The organism is Phenylobacterium zucineum HLK1 (assembly GCF_000017265.1).
Lineage (GTDB): Bacteria > Pseudomonadota > Alphaproteobacteria > Caulobacterales > Caulobacteraceae > Phenylobacterium > Phenylobacterium zucineum.
The window spans coordinates 3,860,510-3,879,279 of the sequence record NC_011144.1 but is presented as its reverse complement, the minus strand read 5'-3'; the positions used below and the strand labels follow the sequence as shown (position 1 = coordinate 3,879,279).

At 72.5% G+C, this 18,770-nt stretch carries 15 protein-coding genes and 1 pseudogene; 8 read left to right on the top strand and 8 right to left on the bottom strand.

Translation table 11 applies throughout. The features are described 5' to 3' along the window. The first annotated feature begins 2 nt into the window (after positions 1-2). Both PHZ_RS18955 and ubiB read left to right on the top strand, forming a co-directional pair. Positions 3-761 carry a class I SAM-dependent methyltransferase gene (locus tag PHZ_RS18955; RefSeq protein ID WP_012523973.1) on the top strand — a complete coding sequence of 253 codons (759 nt, stop codon included), beginning with the start codon at positions 3-5 and terminating at the stop codon, positions 759-761. Positions 762-765: 4 nt separating this feature from the next. Continuing rightward, positions 766-2,277: a 2-polyprenylphenol 6-hydroxylase gene (ubiB, locus tag PHZ_RS18950; RefSeq protein WP_012523972.1), complete on the top strand. Its 1,512-nt coding sequence runs from the start codon at positions 766-768 to the stop codon at positions 2,275-2,277. A 128-nt stretch (positions 2,278-2,405) separates the two neighbouring features. Here the strand turns inward: ubiB and PHZ_RS18945 are convergent, their stop codons facing one another. Beyond that, on the bottom strand, positions 2,406-2,960 hold the full coding sequence (locus tag PHZ_RS18945) for a hypothetical protein (protein ID WP_012523971.1): 555 nt from the start codon (positions 2,958-2,960) through the stop codon (positions 2,406-2,408). A gap of 115 nt (positions 2,961-3,075) precedes the next feature. On the opposite strand from PHZ_RS18945, the gene coaBC reads away from it, so the two are divergent. Further along, positions 3,076-4,269, top strand: a complete 1,194-nt coding sequence (coaBC, locus tag PHZ_RS18940) for a bifunctional phosphopantothenoylcysteine decarboxylase/phosphopantothenate--cysteine ligase CoaBC (RefSeq protein ID WP_041373716.1) — start codon at positions 3,076-3,078, stop codon at positions 4,267-4,269. Between the two features lie 10 nt (positions 4,270-4,279). Then, on the top strand, positions 4,280-4,735 hold the full coding sequence (gene dut, locus PHZ_RS18935; protein WP_012523969.1) for a dUTP diphosphatase: 456 nt from the start codon (positions 4,280-4,282) through the stop codon (positions 4,733-4,735). A 22-nt stretch (positions 4,736-4,757) separates the two neighbouring features. Here the strand turns inward: dut and dapB are convergent, their stop codons facing one another. Continuing rightward, entirely contained in the window at positions 4,758-5,531 is a 774-nt protein-coding gene (gene dapB, locus PHZ_RS18930; RefSeq protein WP_041373715.1) for a 4-hydroxy-tetrahydrodipicolinate reductase, read from the bottom strand. 133 nt (positions 5,532-5,664) lie between these two features. Beyond that, entirely contained in the window at positions 5,665-6,279 is a 615-nt protein-coding gene (locus PHZ_RS18925) for a glutathione binding-like protein (RefSeq protein ID WP_012523967.1), read from the bottom strand. A gap of 79 nt (positions 6,280-6,358) precedes the next feature. On the opposite strand from PHZ_RS18925, the gene PHZ_RS18920 reads away from it, so the two are divergent. Beyond that, positions 6,359-6,982, top strand: coding sequence for a TetR/AcrR family transcriptional regulator (locus PHZ_RS18920; RefSeq protein WP_012523966.1), 624 nt, complete (start codon positions 6,359-6,361; stop codon positions 6,980-6,982). A 77-nt stretch (positions 6,983-7,059) separates the two neighbouring features. On the opposite strand, the gene PHZ_RS18915 is transcribed toward PHZ_RS18920, so the two are convergent. Beyond that, positions 7,060-7,521, bottom strand: a complete 462-nt coding sequence (locus tag PHZ_RS18915) for a hypothetical protein (protein WP_041373714.1) — start codon at positions 7,519-7,521, stop codon at positions 7,060-7,062. 194 nt (positions 7,522-7,715) lie between these two features. Between PHZ_RS18915 and PHZ_RS18910 the strand changes: the two genes are divergently transcribed. Both PHZ_RS18910 and PHZ_RS18905 read left to right on the top strand, forming a co-directional pair. Beyond that, complete coding sequence (locus PHZ_RS18910) at positions 7,716-10,007, top strand: NADP-dependent malic enzyme (protein WP_012523965.1); 2,292 nt, start codon at positions 7,716-7,718, stop codon at positions 10,005-10,007. A 93-nt stretch (positions 10,008-10,100) separates the two neighbouring features. Continuing rightward, the gene (locus PHZ_RS18905; RefSeq protein ID WP_012523964.1) at positions 10,101-11,429 is read left to right on the top strand and encodes an Hsp70 family protein; all 1,329 of its coding nucleotides are present in this window, start codon (positions 10,101-10,103) and stop codon (positions 11,427-11,429) included. On the opposite strand, the gene PHZ_RS18900 is transcribed toward PHZ_RS18905, so the two are convergent. Next, entirely contained in the window at positions 11,401-14,271 is a 2,871-nt protein-coding gene (locus PHZ_RS18900; RefSeq protein ID WP_012523963.1) for a M16 family metallopeptidase, read from the bottom strand. The two genes, PHZ_RS18905 and PHZ_RS18900, sit on opposite strands and share 29 nt — an antisense overlap. A gap of 141 nt (positions 14,272-14,412) precedes the next feature. Between PHZ_RS18900 and PHZ_RS18895 the strand changes: the two genes are divergently transcribed. Further along, on the top strand, positions 14,413-15,375 hold the full coding sequence (locus PHZ_RS18895; RefSeq protein ID WP_012523962.1) for a LysR family transcriptional regulator: 963 nt from the start codon (positions 14,413-14,415) through the stop codon (positions 15,373-15,375). Here PHZ_RS18895 and PHZ_RS18890 read toward each other — a convergent pair whose 3' ends face one another. From PHZ_RS18890 to acs, 3 genes and pseudogenes are all read right to left on the bottom strand, one after another. Beyond that, positions 15,376-16,218, bottom strand: a complete 843-nt coding sequence (locus tag PHZ_RS18890; protein ID WP_269079174.1) for a small ribosomal subunit Rsm22 family protein — start codon at positions 16,216-16,218, stop codon at positions 15,376-15,378. Between the two features lie 124 nt (positions 16,219-16,342). After that, positions 16,343-16,699 carry an AMP-binding enzyme gene (locus tag PHZ_RS23665; RefSeq protein ID WP_269079173.1) on the bottom strand — a complete coding sequence of 119 codons (357 nt, stop codon included), beginning with the start codon at positions 16,697-16,699 and terminating at the stop codon, positions 16,343-16,345. Positions 16,700-16,738: 39 nt separating this feature from the next. Next, positions 16,739-18,673 (bottom strand): annotated as a pseudogene (acs, locus tag PHZ_RS18885) (acetate--CoA ligase); the annotation flags it as partial. Positions 18,674-18,770: the final 97 nt, after the last annotated feature.

The following is an 18,770-nucleotide window of genomic DNA, read 5'->3' as shown; positions in this document are numbered from 1 at the left end:
CCATGACCGGACCGTCCGCCACCTTCGGCTTCCGCGACGTGGACGCCCGCGAGAAGCCCGGCCTGGTGCGGGGCGTCTTCGACCGGGTCGCCCGCCGCTACGACCTGATGAACGACCTGATGAGCGCGGGCGTCCACCGCCTCTGGAAGGACGCCGTCGCCGCCCGCCTCAATCCGCAGCCGGGCGAGACGATCCTCGACGTGGCCGGCGGCACCGGCGACATGGCCAGGCGTTTCGCCCGCATGGCCAGGCGGGCGCAGGAGCGGCGGGGCGGGGACGACGCCAAGGTCTTCGTGATCGACTACAACGCCGAGATGATCGCCGCCGGGCGCGAGCGCGGCTTCGAGCCCGAGATCTGCTGGACGGTCGGGGACGCGCAGCGGCTGCCGCTGCCCGACGCCTGCGCCGACGCCTATGTGATCAGCTTCGGCATCCGCAATGTCACCGACATTCCCGCGGCCCTGAGGGAGGCGCGCCGGGTGCTGAAGCCGGGCGGCCGGTTCCTGTGCCTGGAGTTCTCGCGCCCGGTCACCGAGCCGCTGCAGCGGGCCTACGACCTCTATTCGTTCAAGGTGATCCCCGAGATCGGCGAGCGGGTCGCGGGCGACCGGGAGTCGTACCAGTACCTGGTGGAGAGCATCCGCCGCTTCCCCGACCAGAAGCGGTTCGCCGGCATGATCGGCGAGGCGGGCTTCTCCCGGGTGGGCTATACGAACTTCACGGCGGGCGTCGCGGCCCTGCACACCGGCCGGGCGATCTGAGCCCATGGCCGGTCCCGGCGCCTTCGTCCGGCTGATCGGAGCCGGCTGGACCCTGCTCCGCAACGACGCCCTGCTGCCGCGCGAGCTGGACCCCCTCTATTCGTCGGGCGCGCGCACGCTGTCGCGCCTGCTGCGGGTGTTCGCCGGCCGTCAGGCCTACCAGGGCCGCCCGGGCGAGCGGCTGGCCCGCTCACTGGAGCGGCTGGGGCCGGTGGCGATCAAGCTGGGCCAGCTCCTCTCGACCCGGGCCGACATCTTCGGCCGCGAATTCGCCCTGGACCTGTCGCGGCTGAAGGACCGGCTGGCGCCCTTCCCGACCGCGGTCGCGCGGGCCGAGGTGGAGCTGACCCTCGGCCGGCCGGTCGAGAGCCTGTTCGCGAGCTTCGGCGAGCCGGTCGCCGCCGCGTCCCTGGCCCAGGCGCACGATGCGGTGCTGCTGGACGGACGGCGGGTGGCGGTGAAGGTCCTGCGGCCCGCCATCGCCCGCCGGGTGGCCGACGACGGCGAGGTGCTGTGGCTGGCCGCGCGGCTGGTCGACCGGTGGGTCCCGGCGGCCCGGCGGCTGGAGCCGAAGGGGTTCGCCGCCACGGTGATCCGCGCCACCGAGCTCGAGCTGGACCTGCGGCTGGAGGCCGCCGGCGCCGACGAGCTGGCCGAGGTGATGGGGCAGGACGGCTACATGTCCGCGCCCAAGGTGGTCTGGGAAGGCGTCGGCAAGCGCGTCCTGACCATGGAATGGGCCAAGGGGCTGCCGCTGTCCGAGGACGAGGCGCTGGAGCAGCCGGGCCTCGACCGCAAGGCCCTGGCCGACAACCTGACCCGCGCCTTCCTGGCCCAGGCGCTCGACCACGGCGTCTTCCACGCCGACCTGCACGAGGGCAACCTGTTCGCCGCCGCGCCGGCCCAGCTCACGGCGGTGGACTTCGGGATCATCGGCCGCCTGGGCGCGCCCGAGCGGCGCTACCTCGCCGAGATCCTGTGGGGCTTCCTGAACCGCGACTACGAGCAGGTCGCCCGCGTCCACTTCGAGGCGGGCTATGTGCCCGCGACCCACAGCGTCTCGGCCTTCGCCCAGGCGCTGCGGGCGGTGGGCGAGCCGATCTTCGGACGGGCCGCCGCCGAGGTGCCGATGAGCCGGGTCCTGACCCAGCTGTTCGAGATCACCGCCCTCTTCGACATGCGGCTGCGCCCCGAACTGGTCCTGCTACAGAAGACCATGATGACGGTCGAGGGCGTCGCCCGGCGCATCGACCCCGACCACGACATCTGGGCCGCCTCCGACCCGGTGGTGCGCCGCTGGATCGCCCGGGAGCTCTCGCCCGCGACGCGGCTGAAGCGGCTGGCGGGCGAGGCCGAGACCGCGGTGCGCAATCTCGCGCGGCTGGCCGAGCGGCCGCCCGTCCCCGTGCCGGTGGACATCCTGCGCGAGGACAAGCCGAACTTCTCGCCCCTGTGGTTCGCCCTCGGGGCCGCGGCGGCCGGCGTGGCCTTCCTCGTCGGCGCGCTGGTCGCCTAATCGAGCCGCGTCCGGCCGCGCAGCGGTGTTCTCGCTGCGCTCGCCCTCTCCCCGCCCTCTCCCTCTCCGCTTCGCGGGGGGAGAGGAGGCGGCTCCCTTCCTCTCCCGCGGGGGCGGAGGGGAGAGCATCACGCCTCGTCGTCGGCGTCGCGGCTGGCGGTTCGGCGGGACTGGGAGCGGCGGGCCTCGCGGGCCTTCACCTCGTCCCAGTAGGCGGGGCCGTCGTCGGGCTTGAACATCGTCCGCGGCGCGCCGTCCTTGGTGGCGATGGCGAAGACGTTGCCCTTGGGGTCGTAGAACAGCGTATCGCCGTTCGGGCGCGACAGCGTGAGCGTGCCGCGCGGCGGCGTCTCGACGAAGGCGTGGGCGGCCTTCACGAACTCGTCCACCGTGTCGGCCCCGAAGGCCTCGCCGTTGCGCTCGAAGGCGCGGCGGGCGTTCTCCTCGGCCGAGTAGCGCCGGCTGGCCGACCACATCGGCTTCCCGTCCACCAGCTTCACCGGATCGCGCCGGTGGTCGACCCGCGGCCCGGCGTCCGCCGCCTCGCGCGGCGGCGCGGCCGTGGCCATCTGCGTTCCGGCCGCCTGCTGCTGGGCCACCGCCGAGGGGCCGTTGTCGCAGGCCGCCAGCGCCAGGGCCGCCGCCCCGCCCAGCAGGGCCAGTCCCATCCTCACCCGAGCCATAGAAGATCTCCCGTCCAGTCGAGCTGGAACGAAGAGAGAACACAGCTACGCCGGTTTGTCGAGTCGGTCCGGTTGGCCTACATCAGGCCCTCCTGAACGCGGGGGCGAAGCGGCCTTGGACGACAAGCGGATCCTGCTGATCGTGGGCGGCGGCATCGCCGCCTACAAGGCGCTGGAGCTGACGCGCCTGCTGCGCAAGGCCGGCGTCGGCGTGCGCCCGATCCTGACGAAGGCGGGCGCCGAGTTCGTCACGCCGCTGTCCCTGTCGGCGCTGGCCGAGGACAAGGTCTATTCCGAGCTCTTCTCGCTGACCGACGAGGCCGAGATGGGCCACATCGAGCTGTCCCGCTCGGCGGACCTCGTCGTCGTGGCGCCGGCCACCGCCGACCTGATGGCCAAGGCGGCCAACGGCCTGGCGGGAGACCTCGCCTCCACGACCCTGCTCGCCACCGACAAGCCGGTGCTGATGGCGCCGGCGATGAACGTGCGCATGTGGGAGCATCCGGCCACCCGGCGGAACCTCGAGACCCTGAGGCGCGACGGCGTGCTTTTCGTGGGGCCTGACGAGGGGGCCATGGCCTGCGGCGAGTTCGGGCCGGGCCGCATGGCCGAGCCGGCCGCCATCCTCCAGGCGATCCTCGACGCGCTCACGGGCGCGGCGGCCCGGCCGCTGACGGGCCGGCGCGCCATCGTCACGGCGGGGCCGACCGCCGAGCCGATCGATCCGGTGCGGCTGATCACCAACCGCTCGTCGGGCAAGCAGGGCTACGCCATCGCCCAGGCGCTCGCGGCCCTGGGCGCGGACGTGACGCTGGTCAGCGGCCCGACGGCCCTGCCGGCGCCCGCCGGCGTCGCCCGCGTGGCGGTGGAGACGGCGCGCGAGATGCTGGCGGCCTGCGAGGCGGCGCTGCCGGCCGACATCGCCGTCTGCGTGGCCGCCGTGGCCGACTGGCGGCCCGAGAGCCTGGGCGCCCAGAAGATCAAGAAGGGCGACGGCGGGCCGCCGCCGATCTCGCTGGTGGAGAATCCCGACATCCTGGCCACGCTGTCGAAGGCGAAGGCCCGGCCGGCGCTGGTGGTGGGCTTCGCCGCCGAGACCAACGACGTGGAGGCCCATGCCCGGGCCAAGCTCGACAGGAAGGGCTGCGACTGGATCGTCGCCAACGACGTCAGCGTGCAGGGGACCATGGGCGGCGACGACAACGCCGTGGCCATAGTCTCCAAGGGCGGAATCGAGCGATGGGAGCGGGCGCCGAAGGCCGAGGTGGCCCGGAGGCTCGCCGCGCGCATCGCCGCCCATTTCGCCTGAGGAAGTCCAAGTGAATCCGACTGTCCCGATCCTGCGCCTGGCCCATGCCGAGGGCCTGCCGCTGCCGGCCTACGAGACCGCCCAGGCGGCGGGCATGGACCTGCGGGCGGCGGTCGCCGACGGCGAGACCCTGACGATCAAGCCGGGCGCGCGGGCGGCCGTGCCGACCGGCTTCGCCTTCGCCCTGCCGGCCGGCTACGAGGCCCAGGTGCGGCCGCGCTCGGGCCTGGCGCTGAAGTCGGGGATCACCTGCCTGAACACGCCGGGCACCATCGACGCCGACTACCGGGGCGAGGTGAAGGTGATCCTGGCGAACCTCGGCGAGGAGGATTTCCACATCCGCCGCGGCGACCGCATCGCCCAGCTCGTGGTGGCGCCGGTGGTTCAGGCCGCCTGGCGCGAGGTGGACAGCCTGGACGAGACCGCCCGCGGGGCCGGCGGCTTCGGCTCGACGGGCTCGGCGTAGGAACCCAGCGGCGGGCCGGCGCCTAGCCGTCCTTCATCCCCAGCACGTCCTGCATGTCGTACTCGCCCGGAGGGCGGCCCGCGACCCAGCGGGCGGCGGCTAGGGCGCCGCGGGCGAACAGGCTGCGGTCCCGGGCCGAATGGGAGAGGGTCAGGATCTCGTCCTCGGCGGCGAAGATCACGCTGTGCTCGCCGACGACGCCGCCGCCGCGGATGGCGGAAAAGCCGATCTCGCCCACCGGACGCTCTCCGGTGATCCCGTCCCGGCTCCGGCGGCCGACCTTGGCGAGGTCGGCGCCGCGCCCATCGGCGGCCGCCGCGCCCAGCATCAGGGCCGCGCCGGAGGGTGCATCGACCTTCCGCCGATGGTGGGCCTCGACGACCTCGATGTCCCAGGCCTCGGCCGGCAGGGCACGGGCGGCGCGGGCCACGAGGCCCATGAGCATGTTGAGCCCCAGCGAGAAGTTGCCGGCGCGCACGATGGGGATTTCGCGGGCGGCCTCGCGGATGACCGCCAGCTGGGCGTCGTCGAAGCCGGTCGAGCCGATGACCAGCGCCTTGCCGGCGGCGGCGACTTTCGGCGCGAGCTCGGCCGAGGCCGCAGCGATGGTGAAGTCGACGACCACGTCGCTGGCGGCGATGGCCTGATCGGCCGGTACGACCCCCTCGCCCGCGGCGCCCGGTCGGTCGAAGCCGCCCACGAGCCGGAAGCCCGGATCGTCGGCCAGCGTCGCCTGCACCACTTGGCCCATGCGGCCCAGCGCGCCGGCGACGGCGATCTTGATGACGTCGGCCACGACCCCTCCGGAAAGTTCGCCGGGAAAGTCCGCGAGCCCGCCCGCGGGGTCAAGCGGGGGATCGGGAGCGCCGCGACTTGTTTCCCCCGCGGCGCTCCCTCCGGCTCGCGCCGGGGCGGCGACGACCCGGATCTCAGGCGGCCTTGCGGTACTCGGCGAACTCTTCGCCCAGCGCCCGGGCCACCGCGGGCCGGGCCCGGAGCCGGTCCCGGTAGGCGATCACCGCCGGATAGCCGTCCAAGTCGAGCTGCACGGCCTGGGCCCAGTTGAGCACGGCGGCGAGATAGGCGTCGGCGACGCTGAACTCGTCCAGCAGCCACTCGCGGCCGGTCAGGTGGTCGTTCAGGTAGGCGAAGCGCTCGGCGGCGTTCTCGCGGGCCAGGGCCTTGGCGGCGGCGTCGTGGCGGGGGCTCAGCAGGGGCGTGAAGACGTACTTGTGCAGCTCGGAGGCGATGAAGTTCAGCCACTGCTGCAGGCGGTGGCGCTGGAAGCCTTGGGGCGCCAGCCGCGCGGCGGGATGGGCGTCGGCGATGTACTGCAGGACCGCGGCGTTCTCGGTCAGCACCTCGCCCTCGGGCGTGCGGATGGCGGGCACCAGGCCCTTGGGGTTGATCGCGCGATAGTCCTCGCCGTCTTCCGTGCGGCCGGCCTTGGTGTCGACGCGGTGGAAGCGCGCCTCGGCCCCGGCCTCGTACAGCGCGATCCGGCTGGCCAGGGAGCAGGCGAGGGGGGAATAGTAGACGTCCATGGGGAGGCTCCGTCCTCTCGGGTCTGGAATATTCGTACCGTTTCGCACAAAATAGCGGCGGTCAAGGATTCTTTGCGAAATGGTACAGAAAGAGGAGCGGGACGGCGGGCGCCGACGGGGGCGGCCGCGGAGCTTCGATCCGGACGCGGTGCTGGAGAAGGCGCGGGCCGTCTTCTGGAACCTGGGCTATGCGGCGACCTCGCTGGACGACCTCGCCGCCGCCACCGGCCTCAACCGCCCGAGCCTCTACGCCGCGTTCGGCGACAAGCGGGCGCTGTACCTCGCCGCCCTCGGCCGGTCGCGCGACGAGGCGCTGGGGGCGCTGGGCAGGGCGCTGCAGCCCGAGCGGCCCCTGCGGCAGGTGATCGCCTTCATCTTCGAACGCAGCATCGAGCTCTACCGGGCCGGCGAGGTGGGCCAGCGCGGCTGCTTCGTGGTGGGGACGGCGGTGACCCAGGCGGTGGAGGACGCCGAGGTGCGCAGCCTCGTGGCCGACTTCATCGAACGGACCGAGGCGGCGTTCCGGGCCCGCTTCGCGGCGGACGCCGGCCAGCTCGCCCCCGGCCTGAGCCCGGCGGCGGCGGCGGCGGTGGCGGCGGCGACCCTGCACACCCTGGCGATCCGCGCGCGCACGGGCGCCGACGGGCCCGAGCTGAAGCGCGTCGCCGACGCCGCGCTGGAGGCCCTGTTCGGGACGGTCTAGCCCCGCGCACGAAGACCCCGGGCACGAAAAAGGCGGCCGCGTCGCCGCGGCCGCCTCGATCGTCGGTGCGGACCGACCTACTTCTTCAGCATCTGCTGGATCTCGGCCTGGGAGGCGTTGATCATCGCAGAACCCCCGGCGACGCCGAGATTGGCGGCGTCCACGGCGAAGGACTCGGCGCCCATCTTGATGGTGGCCATGGTCTTGCCGCCCTCGGTCTTCACGTCGCTGACCTGGCCGATCGTCGCGCCGGTCTTGTCCTTGACCGTCATGCCGGTCGTCACGCTGGCGTCGGCGCCCGCCTGAGCGGCGCTGGCGGTCGCGCCCGTGGACAGGCCGGTCGACGTGCTCGCGCCGGCGTCGGTCGACGCGCCCGCGCCCACGCCCGCGCCCACGTCCGTGGAGGCGTCGGCCCCGGCGCCGGTCGAGCCGGACGTCGGCGGCGTCGCCGCATCGGTGGTCGTGGATTGCTGCGCGAAGGACGGCGCGGCGATGGCCAGCGCGGCGACGGCCGCGGCGGCGGAAAGGACTTCTCTCATGTAGGCATGCTCCCTGCACGCCCCCGCACCCCTGCGGGTCCAACAACACGCCGGCCTCGGGTTCGGTTCCAGGCGGCCCGAGAAACTTGCATCCCCCTCGGGAAAGCGGCGCCGATGGTTGTTCGCGGGGGCGCGTCTCTCTATAGGTTGCGCCTCTTCCTTCACCCGCGCCCAGCCAGGGGGAACGCGCGCGCATGAGCGACGCCGAAAAACGCACCTTCACCGACGAGGAAGCGCTGAGCTTCCACCGCCTGCCCCGCCCCGGAAAGATCGCCATCGCGGCGACCAAGCCCATGGCCACCCAGCGGGACCTGTCGCTCGCCTATTCGCCGGGCGTCGCCGTGCCGGTGCTGAAGATCGCCGACGATCCCGAGGCGGCCTACGACTATACCTCCAAGGGCAACCTGGTGGCGGTGATCTCGAACGGCACCGCCATCCTGGGCCTCGGCGACCTGGGCGCCCTGGCGTCGAAGCCGGTGATGGAAGGCAAGGGCGTCCTCTTCAAGCGGTTCGCCGACGTCGACGCCATCGACGTCGAGGTGGCCTCGAAGGACGCCGACGAGATCATCACCGTGGTCAAGAACATCGGCCTGACCTACGGCGGCATCAACCTCGAGGACATCAAGAGCCCCGAGTGCTTCCGGATCGAGACCGAGCTGCAGGAGCTGCTCGACATCCCGGTCTTCCACGACGACCAGCACGGCACCGCGATCATCACCGCCGCCGGCCTGATCAACGCCTGCGAGATCACCGGCCGCAAGCTGTCGGACATCAAGGTCGTGCTGAACGGCCCGGGCGCGGCCGGCATCGCGACCCTGGAGCTGATCAAGGCGATGGGCGTGCCGCACGACAACGTGCTGGCCGTGGACCGCAAGGGCGTGCTGTGGCGCGGCCGGCCCGAGGACATGAACCAGTGGAAGAGCGCCCATGCGGTCGACACCGACAAGCGCACCCTGGCCGAGGCGCTGGAAGGCGCCGACGTGTTCATCGGCCTGTCGGCGAAGGGCGCGCTGAACGGCGAGCTGGTGCGGGCCATGGCGCCCAAGCCGATCATCTTCGCCATGGCCAATCCGGACCCGGAGATCACGCCGGAAGAGGTCTACAAGGTCCGGCCCGACGCGATCGTGGCCACCGGCCGCAGCGACTATCCGAACCAGGTGAACAACGTCCTGGGCTTCCCCTACATCTTCCGCGGCGCGCTCGACGTGCGGGCCCGGCGGGTGAACATGGAGATGAAGATCGCCTGCGCCCGGGCGCTGGCCCAGCTCGCCCGCGAGGACGTGCCCGACGAGGTCGCCGCCGCCTATCACGGCACGCAGCTGAAGTTCGGGCCGGAATACATCATCCCGACGCCGTTCGATCCGCGGCTGATCTGGTACATCCCGCCGTTCGTCGCCCAGGCGGCCATGGACACCGGCGTGGCCCGCAAGCCGATCGAGGACATGGACGCCTATCGCGCCGCGCTGGCCCAGCGGCTCGATCCCACCGCGGCGTTCCTCCAGAAGCTGCAGGGCGCGGTCCTCTCGGGGCCGCGGAAGAAGGTGGTGTTCGCCGAGGGCGAGGAGCCCAGCGTGATCCGCGCCGCCTACGCCTTCCAGAGCGCCGGCCTGGGCGAGGCGATCCTCGTCGGCCGCGAGGAGCTGGTGCACGAGAACATGCTGCTGGCCGGGCTGTCGCCCGCCGAGGCCAAGCTGCAGGTGATCAACGCCCGCCTGTCGCCGTGGAACGAGGTCTTCGTCGACAACCTCTACGCCCGCCTGCAGCGCGAGGGTTATCTGCGCCGCGACGTCCAGCGCCTGATCAACCAGGACCGCAACGCCTTCGCCGCCTCGATGGTCGCCCTCGGCCATGCCGACGGCATGGTCACCGGCGTGACCCGCGCCTACGACCAGGTGCTGGAGGAGGTGCTGCGGGTGATCGATCCGGCGCCCGACGGCCGGGTGATGGGCATGAGCGTGGTGCTGGCCAAGGGCCGCACGCTGTTCATCGCCGACACCAACGTCACCGAGATGCCCGAGGCCCAGGACCTCGTGGAGATCGCCATCGAGGCGGCCCGGGCCGTGAAGACCCTGGGGTACCGCCCGCGGGTGGCCTTCCTCAGCTATTCGGCGTTCGGCAACCCCATGGGCGAGCGGTCCGAGAAGCTCCGCGAGGCCGTGGCCATGCTGGACGAGATGGACGGCGTCGACTTCGAGTACGAGGGCGAGATGCCCCCGGAGATCGCTCTCGAGCCCGAGCGGCGCGGGAACTATCCCTTCATGCGCCTGACGGGCCCGGCCAACGTGCTGATCATGCCGGCGATCCACTCGGCCGCGATCTCGACGGCGCTGCTCAAGTCGATGGGGGGGGCCACGGTGATCGGCCCGATCCTGCTCGGTCTCTCCAAGTCGGTGCAGATCTGCCCGCTGTCGGCCTCGGTGTCGCGCATCCTGCAGCAGGCGACCCTCTGCGCCTACGACCGTCCGCTGGCGGAGGTGGAGCTCTGATGCGGGGCCAGCGCCTCACCGCCTGACGGATCGCGCGCCGAGCGGGAAGCGGGCGGTCCGCCGTCCGTCCCCCGCCGCAAAGGAGCGCGTTCCATGACCTGGCCCAGTCGACCGTCCGACAGCTCGCCCGCCCACCTGGGGATCGACTTCGGCACCACCAACACCGTCCTGGCGCTCGCAGGCGGGGACGGTCCGGCCCACCTGGTGAAGTTCCCGGCGGCGGAGGGCGAGCTGTTCGCCTTCCGCAGCTGCCTGTCCTTCTACGCGCCGCCCGAGGCTCCGACGGAACGGCAGATCGCCGCCGGCCCCTGGGCGATCGAGGCCTATGTGGAGGACCCGGCCGAGACCCGGTTCATCCAGAGCTTCAAGAGCTTCGCCGCCCAGGAGAGCTTCACCGAGACCCAGATCCTGGGCCGGCGCTACCGCTTCGAGGATCTGCTCTCCACCTTCCTGCTGAAGGTGCGCGAATACGCGGGCGGCGAGCTGGCGCAGATGCCCGAACGGGCGATTGTCGGCCGGCCGGTCAGCTTCGTCGGGGCCCATCCGAACGAGGCCCTGGCGCTGGAGCGCTACGAGACGGCGTTCAGGCGCATGGGCGTGAAGGAGATCCTCTACGCCTACGAGCCGGTGGGCGCGGCGTTCTTCTTCGCCCGCGAGCTCGACCACGACGCGACGGTGCTGGTCGGCGACTTCGGCGGCGGCACCTCGGACTTCTCGATCATCCGCTTCGAGCGCCGCGCCGGCGAGCTGACGTCCACGCCCCTCGGCCGCTCGGGGGTCGGGGTGGCGGGCGACGCCTTCGACTACCGGATCATCGACCAGCTCGTCTCCCCGGCGCTGGGCAAGGGCTCGAGCTACACCTCAATGGGGAAGGTGCTGCCCACGCCGAACCGCTGGTACACCGCCTTCGCCCGCTGGGACCAGCTGGCCCTGATGCGGGCCAGCCGCGACATGCGCGAGATCCGCAAGCTGGTGCGCGACGCGGTGGAGCCCGAGAAGATCGAGCGCCTGGTCGAGGTGCTGGACGAGAACTACGGCTACCGGCTGTACCGCGCGGTCTCCAAGCTCAAGGAGACCCTGTCCTTCGAGACCGAGGCCGAGTTCCGCTTCGAGGCGGGGTCGATCTCGATCACGACCCCGGTCGCCCGGTCCGAGTTCGAGGCCTGGATCGCGCCCGAACTGGGCCTGATGGAGCAGGCGGTGGACCGCGCCCTGGCCGCCGCCGGCCTGCCGCCCGAGGCCATCGACCGGGTGTTCCTGACCGGCGGCTCGTCGCTGACCCCGGCGGTGCGGGCGATCTTCCACCGCCGCTTCCCCGCCGATCGGATCGAGACGGGCGCGGAACTGGAATCCATCGCCTCCGGCCTGGCGCTGATGGGCCGCGAGCGCGACCTCAGCGCGTGGACGATGCGCTCCGCCTGAGCGTGGGGCTCTCCAAGTCGAGCTCGGCGGCGGGGATCACCTGCAGGTCGGGCAGGCGCTGCTTCAGCCCCGTCGAGAACGCCTTGGCGTCCCCGGCGACGATGACGCTGGCCTGGGCGGGATCGAACAGGCGCCGGGCGAAGGCCTGCACCTCGCCGGCCTGCACCGACTCGACCTTGCGCGTGTAGAGCGTCACCTCGTCCAGCGGCACGCCGTAGAGCGCGAAGTTCCCCAGGATGTCCGCGAGCCCGCCGGAGGTGGCGAGGTCGCGGCCGAAGCCGCCCACCAGCACCGACTTGCGGGCCTTCAGCTCGTCGGGCCCCGCCGGCTCGGCGGCCAGCTTGGCCATCTCGGCCTTGATCAGGTCCAGCACCTCGGGCGCGGACTCGTTCTTGGTCTGCGCGCTGGCGCGGAACGAGCCGGTCGCGCGATTGGTGGAGAGCCCGGCGCGGGCGCCGTAGGACAGGCCGCGCTTGATGCGGATTTCGGTGTTCAGGCGGGCGGAATAGCCGCCGCCGAGGACGGTGCTGGCCACCACGGCGGGATAGTAGTCGGCGTCGGTGCGGGCGATGGCGGGCCGGACCACGTTGACCGAGGCCTGGCCCGTGCCCGGCAGGTCGATGGCGATCGCCCGTGGGCTGGCGCTGGGCCGCACGTCCGGCTGGGCGGGCGGCGGCGCGGCGGGCCGGGCCCAGTCGCCGAACGCCTGCTGGGCCAGGGCGAAGCCCTGCTCGGGGGTGATGTCGCCGGTCAGCACCAGGATGGCGTTGTCGGGCCGGTAGAAGCCGGCGTGGATCGCCCGCAGGTGCTGGGGCTGCAGCCGGGCGATGGAGTCGGGCGAGCCTTGGGTCGGATGGCCGAAGGGCGTGCCGCCGAACACCACGGGCGCCGTGGCGAACGCCGCCAGACTGCCGGGCTGCTGGTAGGCGACCTGCAGGCCGTCAAGCGTCTGCTGGCGCTGGCGCTCCAGCTCCTCGGCCGCGAAGGCCGGATTCTTCGCCACGTCGGCCATGATGGCCAGCGCCGGGGCCAGCTTGTCGGGCATGGCGTTCAGGGTGACCGACGAGGCCTCCAGGCTCGCCCCAGAGCCCAGCGTCGCGCCCAGGGCCTCGACCTCGCTGGCGATCTGCTGGGCCGAACGCGTCGTGGTTCCCTCGGTGAGCATGCCCGCGGTCATCGCCGCCGCGCCGGACAGGCCTTGCGGATCGGCCCAGGCGCCGGTCTTCACCGTCAGGTCCGCCGTCACCAGCGGCAGATCGGAGGAGCGGGCGACGATCACCCGCAGGCCGTTCGCGAGGGTGCGCTCGGCCGGCTGCGGCAGCACCGGCTCCACCGGCTCGGCCAGCGGCGGCGGCTGGGCCCGCTGGCCCTCGGGCGCGAGGGCGAAGACCGGCCCTTCGTAGCGGGTGACGGTCTTCGGCGGCGGCGGCTTCGGCGGCTCGGCCTGGCCGGCCGGCCGCTCGGAGTCCGCCCGGTAGCGGATGGTCATCCGGGTCTCGTCGGCCAGGTACTTGCGGGCGACGCGCTGGACGTCCTGCGCCGTCACCGCCTGCAGCTCGGCCAGCACGGTGTTGGCCCGCGCCGCCTCGCCCGTCAGCATCAGGGCCTGGCCGAGCGCGAAGGCGCGGCCGTCGATGGTCTCGCGCTCGCGCAGGCGCGCGGCGATCAGCTCGTTCTTCGCCTCGGCCAGTTCGGCGGCGCTGGGCGGGGCGTCGCGCAGGCGCTTGACCTCGGCCAGCAGCGCGGCCTCGCCCTCGCCGATGTCGTGGCCGCTGGCCATGATGGCGGCGACCATGAACTTGCCCGGGTCCTCCGGCAGGTCGGCCTGCGACATGGCCTCGGCGGCGATCTGCTTCTCGTAGACCAGGCTGTTGTAGAGCCGCGACGACTTGCCGGCCGACAGGATGGCGTCCAGCACGATCAGGGCCGGGGCGTCCGGGTGCGCGGCCTCGGGCGCCTGCCAGGTGATGGCGACCGCCGGCAGGGGCACGTTGGGGCCATAGCCCTCGAACACGCCGGGCTTCGTCCGCGACGGCTCCTTGGCGGTGATCTCGGGCATCGGGCCGGCGGGCGGCTTCAGCGGGCCGAAGTACCTGTCCACCCAGGCGTTGAGCTTCGCCTCGTCGAAATTGCCGACGACGATCAGGGCGGCGTTGTCGGGCCGATACCAGGTCTGGTGGAAGGCGCGCACGTCGTCGATCGTCGCCGCGTCCAGCTCCTCGATGTTGCCGATCCCCGGCCGTTTGTAGGGGTGGGCCGTGTAGCTGGCTTCCTGGATGTAGAGGCCGAACAGCCGGCCGTAGGGCGTCGACAGGTAGTTCTGGCGGAACTCCTCCTTCACCACGTCGCGCTCGGACTTGAAGGTGGCCTCGTCCACGACGAGGGACGACAGCCGCTCGGCCTCGACCCAGAGCAGGCGCTCCAGGTGATTGGCCGGCACCACCTCGTAGTAGTTGGTGAAGTCGTCCCAGGTGGAGGCGTTGTTGAAGCCGCCCACGTCCTCGGTCATCCGGTCGATGCTCTCGGCCGGCAGGTTGCGGGTGGCCTTGAACATCATGTGCTCGAACAGGTGCGCGAAGCCCGAGCGGCCCTGCGGATCGTCCTTCGAGCCGACGCCGTACCAGACCTGCACCGTCACGTTCGGCGTCGAGCGGTCCTGCGAATAGAAGAACTTCAATCCGTTCGGCAGGGTCCGCTGCTCGAAGCGGATCGGCGGGACCTGCGCGGCGGCGGCGGGCGCGCCCGGCTGGGCCAGAGGGACTTGGGCCAGAGCGGCGGCCGGCGCGAGGGCCGAGGTGGCGAGGAGCACGGCGAGGCCGGCGGCGCGGGCGGTGTGCAGCATGAGGGATCCCGGTCGGAAGACGTGCCGAACACCTAGCATCCCCGGCGCCCGGCGGAAGCTTACGAGCTTGTCATCTGACGGGGACTTCAAAGACCGCGGTTCTCCTTGCGGCGGCGGCCGGGGAGTCCGAAGTATAGGGCGATGTACGACTGGAACGACCTCAAGGCCTTCCTGGCCGTGGCGCGGGGCGGATCGACGCTGGCCGCGGCGCGTGGGCTCGGGGTCAACCAGACGACGGTCGCCCGGCGGATCGAGAGCCTGGAGGCGGCCCTCAAGCTGAAGCTGTTCGAGCGGGGCCAGACCGGCAGCCGGCTGACCGAGGCCGGGCACGACCTCGTCGCCGAGGCCGAGCGCGTCGAGCGCGCCGCCGAGCGGTTCGGCAACCGGGCCGCCGGCCACCAGCGGGGCATGGCCGGCGCCATCCGCGTGACCGCCGCCGAGATCCTGGCCAACCACATGCTGATGCCGGGCATCGCCGAGTTCCGGCGGCTCCACCCCGAGGTGCAGGTGGACCTGATCGTCACCGACCGGCCGCTGGACCTGGAGGCGGGGGAGGCCGACGTGGCGATCCGCTCGGCGCCGGCGCTGGCGGTCTCGGACCTCGTAGCGCGCAAGGTGGGCGAGTACGACTTCGCCCTCTACTGCAGCCGGGACTATGCGGCCCGCCGGGGCGTGCCGACGCTCGAGACCCTCGGCTCCCACGACCTGATCGGCGGCGAGCTGGAGATGGCGGAGGGGCCGGGCATGGCCTGGATGTTCCGGGCGGCGGGGGGCAAGGCGCCGGTGACCCGCTCCAACACCATGAGCAACCTGCTGCACGCGCTGAAGGCTGGGCTGGGCGTGGGGCCGATGGTCTGCCAGGCCGCCGACCTGGAGCGCGAACTCCTGCGCTGCTCGCCGGTGATCGAGGAGGCCCGGGGCGCCTCGTGGCTGATCACCCGGCGGGACCTGAAGGACACCCCGCGGGTGCGGGCGTTCATCGACTTCTTCGTCCCCTACCTGCAGCAGCTCGCCCGATCCCAGGTGGAACGCGGCGCGCGGTTGCAGGCCCAGGCCGCGGCGGCCAACGACGCCGCCGCGCCGGGCGAGGCCGCCCTCAGCTGATCAGCCTTCGAAGGGATCGCCCCAGCCCAGCCGCCGGGCCCGGGCGTAGGCCGCCTTGTCGCGCTTGCCGACGAAGCGGGTCTGCACGCCGTCGGGCCCGCAGAGCTTGAGCTCGATCCCCGGCTTGCCCGTCCGGGGCGGCGCGAGCACGCGCGGCGCCCGCGACGCGGCCTGGATCCCGGGCCGGGCGGCCAGAAGGTAGGCGAACCGCTCGTCCTCGAACGGGACCGCCGCGCCCTTGGCCAGGCGGTGGTCCCGCGAGCGGGGCAGGCGGACCGAGAAATGGCACCAGTCGGGCGTGGCCAGCGGGCAGGCGGCCTGATGCGGACAGGGCGCGAGGAGCACGGCGCCGGCCTCGATCAGCGCCGTGCGGGCCGCCAGGATGCGGGCGAACCCCGCCGGCGTGCCCGGCTCCACCAGCGCCAGCACGCCCTCGCAGGCGTCCCACAGCCGGGCGACCAGCGGGGCCTGGGCCGCCTCGGGGATTTCGGCCAGGGCGTAGCTGGTGAGCACGAGGTCGGCCTTCGGGAAGACGCCCTCGGCGGTGAGGTCGAGCCGGCGGGCCTCGGCGGCGCGCAGGGGCCCGGGGCCGTCCCCGGCCAGCCGGCGGGCGAGGTCGAGGAACGGCGCGCTGGCGTCCAGCCAGGTCGCGGCCGACAGGCTGGGCCAGGCCTCCAGCGCCGCCCAGCTTCCGCCAGCGGGGCCCGCGCCGGCGTCCAGCAGGCGGGCCGGCGCGAAGTCCTGGGCCAGGCGGCGGGCCTCGCCGAACACCGCCGCGCAGGCGGCGTAGGTGGCCGGCAGCCGGGCGAGGGCGTAGGCGAGGGCGTCCTCCGGCGCGCGGATCGCCGCCGCCGAGGTCCCGCCGGCGCGATAGGCGGCGCTGGTCGCGGCGGCGCGCTCGGCGAGCCCCTTGCGGGAGACGCCCTCCAGCTCGCGCGCGATGGCGCCCCTCAGCGCAGGCGGCAGGTCAGGCGACAGCTTCGGCCCGCGCCTTCAGCAGGTCGTCCAGCACCGCCGGGTTGGACAGGCCCTTCGTGTCGCCCACAGGCTCGCCCTCGGCGATGCGGTGCAGGAGCGGGCGCACGACCTCGCCGCCGGCCGAACGGGGCAGATCGCGGCCGACGTAGACGAACTCGGGAACTGCGTGCTCGCCGACCTGGCGCTTCAGCACCGCGCGGATGTCGGCCTTCAGGATGTCGCTGGGCTGGAAGCCCGGCTCCAGCGCCACGAAGCACCACAGGCCCTTGCCCCGCGGGCTCACCACGACCGCGTCGGCGACCGGGGTGTTCTCGACGATGAGCTGCTCGAGCTCGGCGGCCGGCAGCTTCCGGCCCGCGAGCTCGACGACGTCGCCCGCGCTCGCCCCTGCGCGATGGGCGACCAGGTCGTCGACCACCGCCGGATCGGCGAGGGTCGAGGTGTCGCCCAGGTTGCCGAGGTCGTCCTCGGCGATCTTGCGCAGGATGCGGCGCATGATCTTGCCCGACCGGGTCTTGGGCAGGCCGGGCGCGAACTGGATCACGTCGGGCGCCGCGAACGGGCCGATCTCGCGCCGGACCCAGCCCCGCAGGTCGGCCTGCAGCGCCTCGGAGGGGTGCTCGCCCACCTTCAGCGTCACGTAGCAGTAGATCCCCTGGCCCTTGATCTCGTGCGGGTAGCCGACGACCGCCGCCTCGGCGACGGCCTCGTGGCCCACCAGCGCGCTCTCGATCTCGGCCGTGCCCAGGCGGTGACCCGAGACGTTGATCACGTCGTCCACGCGGCCGGTGATCCAGTAGTAGCCGTCCTCGTCGCGGCGGGCGCCGTCGCCGGTGAAGTACTTGCCCGGATAGGTCGTGAAATAGGTGACGATGAACCGCTCGTGGTCGCCGTAGACTGTCCGCATCTGGCCGGGCCAGCTGTCGGTCAGGCACAGGTTGCCGCTGGTCGCCCCGTCCAGGACCTTGCCTTCGGCGTCCACCAGCTGCGGCTTCACGCCGGGCAGCGGCCTGGTGCACGAGCCCGGCTTCAGCGGCGTCGCGCCCGGCAGCGGGCTCATCAGGCACGCGCCCGTCTCGGTCTGCCACCAGGTGTCGACGATCGGGCAGCGGCCCTCGCCGACCACGCGGTGGTACCAGAGCCAGGCCTCGGGATTGATCGGCTCGCCCACGGTGCCCAACAGGCGGATCGTGGAGCGGCTGGTCCGCCGGACCGGCTCTTCGCCCTCGCGCATCAGCGCGCGGATCGCCGTCGGGGCGGTGTAGAAGATCTCGACCTTGTGCTTGTCGCAGACCTCCCAGAAGCGCGACGAGGTCGGATAGTTGGGCACGCCCTCGAAGATCAGGCTGGTGGCCGCGTTGGCCAGCGGGCCGTAGACGACGTAGCTGTGGCCGGTCACCCAGCCCACGTCGGCGGTGCACCAGAACACCTCGCCGGGCCGGTAGTCGAACACCAGCTCATGGGTGTAGGCCGCCCAGGCGAGATAGCCGCCGGTGGTGTGCAGCACGCCCTTGGGCTTCCCCGTCGAGCCCGAGGTGTAGAGGATGAACAGCGGATCCTCGGCGTTCATCGGCTCGGGGTCGCAGGTGTCGGGGACGGTCTTCTTCAGGTCGCCGTAGTATTCGTCGCGGCCCGGGGTCATCGGGACCTCGGTCTGGGTCCGGCGAACCACGATGACGTCGGTCACGCCCGGGCAGGTCTTCAGCGCCTCGTCGACGTTGGCCTTCAGCGGCACGACCTTGCCGCCGCGCAGGCCCTCGTTGGCGGTGATGACGATCCTGGAGTCGCAGTCCTGGATCCGGCCGGCCAGGCTGTCGGGCGAGAAGCCGCCGAACACCACCGAGTGCACCGCCCCGATCCGGGCGCAGGCCAGCATCGCCGCCGCGGCCGCCGGGATCATCGGCAGGTAGATGGTGACCCGGTCGCCTTTCTTGACGCCCTTGGCCTTAAGCACGTTCGCCCACCGGCAGGTCTCCGCGAGGAGCTGGCGGTAGGTGAGCTTGTCCGACACCTGGCCGTCGTCGCTCTCCCAGATGATCGCCACCTGATCGCCGCGGGTCTCGATGTGCCGGTCCAGGCAGTTGACCGAGACGTTCAGCGCCCCGTCCGCGTACCAGCGGATGCGGAAGTCCTCGCGGTTGAACGAGACGTCCTTCACCTGAGTGAAGGGGGTGATCCAGTCGAGCCGCTCGCCGACCTCGCGCCAGAAGCCTTCGGGGTCCTCGTCGGCCCGTCGGCACGCCGCCTCGTAGGCCGCGGCGTCCATGTGGGCCCGCTTGGCCCATTCCTCAGGAACCGGGAAAACCTCGCCGTCCGACATGGCCGCCTCCGAACTCGCTACCGTCCAGACGCAGTATTCCCGGAAGGCCCTCCGGCGCAACACGCCGCAGGGTCATCTTCGCATGGCTCAGCTTGCG

Coding starts and splice junctions, on each gene's coding strand:
- PHZ_RS18955 (WP_012523973.1), top strand. CDS start 3: ATGACCGGACCGTCCGCCACCTTCGGCTTCCGCGACGTGGACGCCCGC.
- ubiB (WP_012523972.1), top strand. CDS start 766: ATGGCCGGTCCCGGCGCCTTCGTCCGGCTGATCGGAGCCGGCTGGACC.
- PHZ_RS18945 (WP_012523971.1), bottom strand. CDS start 2,960: ATGGCTCGGGTGAGGATGGGACTGGCCCTGCTGGGCGGGGCGGCGGCC.
- PHZ_RS18925 (WP_012523967.1), bottom strand. CDS start 6,279: ATGGACGTCTACTATTCCCCCCTCGCCTGCTCCCTGGCCAGCCGGATC.
- PHZ_RS18920 (WP_012523966.1), top strand. CDS start 6,359: ATGGTACAGAAAGAGGAGCGGGACGGCGGGCGCCGACGGGGGCGGCCG.
- PHZ_RS18915 (WP_041373714.1), bottom strand. CDS start 7,521: ATGAGAGAAGTCCTTTCCGCCGCCGCGGCCGTCGCCGCGCTGGCCATC.
- PHZ_RS18910 (WP_012523965.1), top strand. CDS start 7,716: ATGAGCGACGCCGAAAAACGCACCTTCACCGACGAGGAAGCGCTGAGC.
- PHZ_RS18905 (WP_012523964.1), top strand. CDS start 10,101: ATGACCTGGCCCAGTCGACCGTCCGACAGCTCGCCCGCCCACCTGGGG.
- PHZ_RS18900 (WP_012523963.1), bottom strand. CDS start 14,271: ATGCTGCACACCGCCCGCGCCGCCGGCCTCGCCGTGCTCCTCGCCACC.
- PHZ_RS18895 (WP_012523962.1), top strand. CDS start 14,413: ATGTACGACTGGAACGACCTCAAGGCCTTCCTGGCCGTGGCGCGGGGC.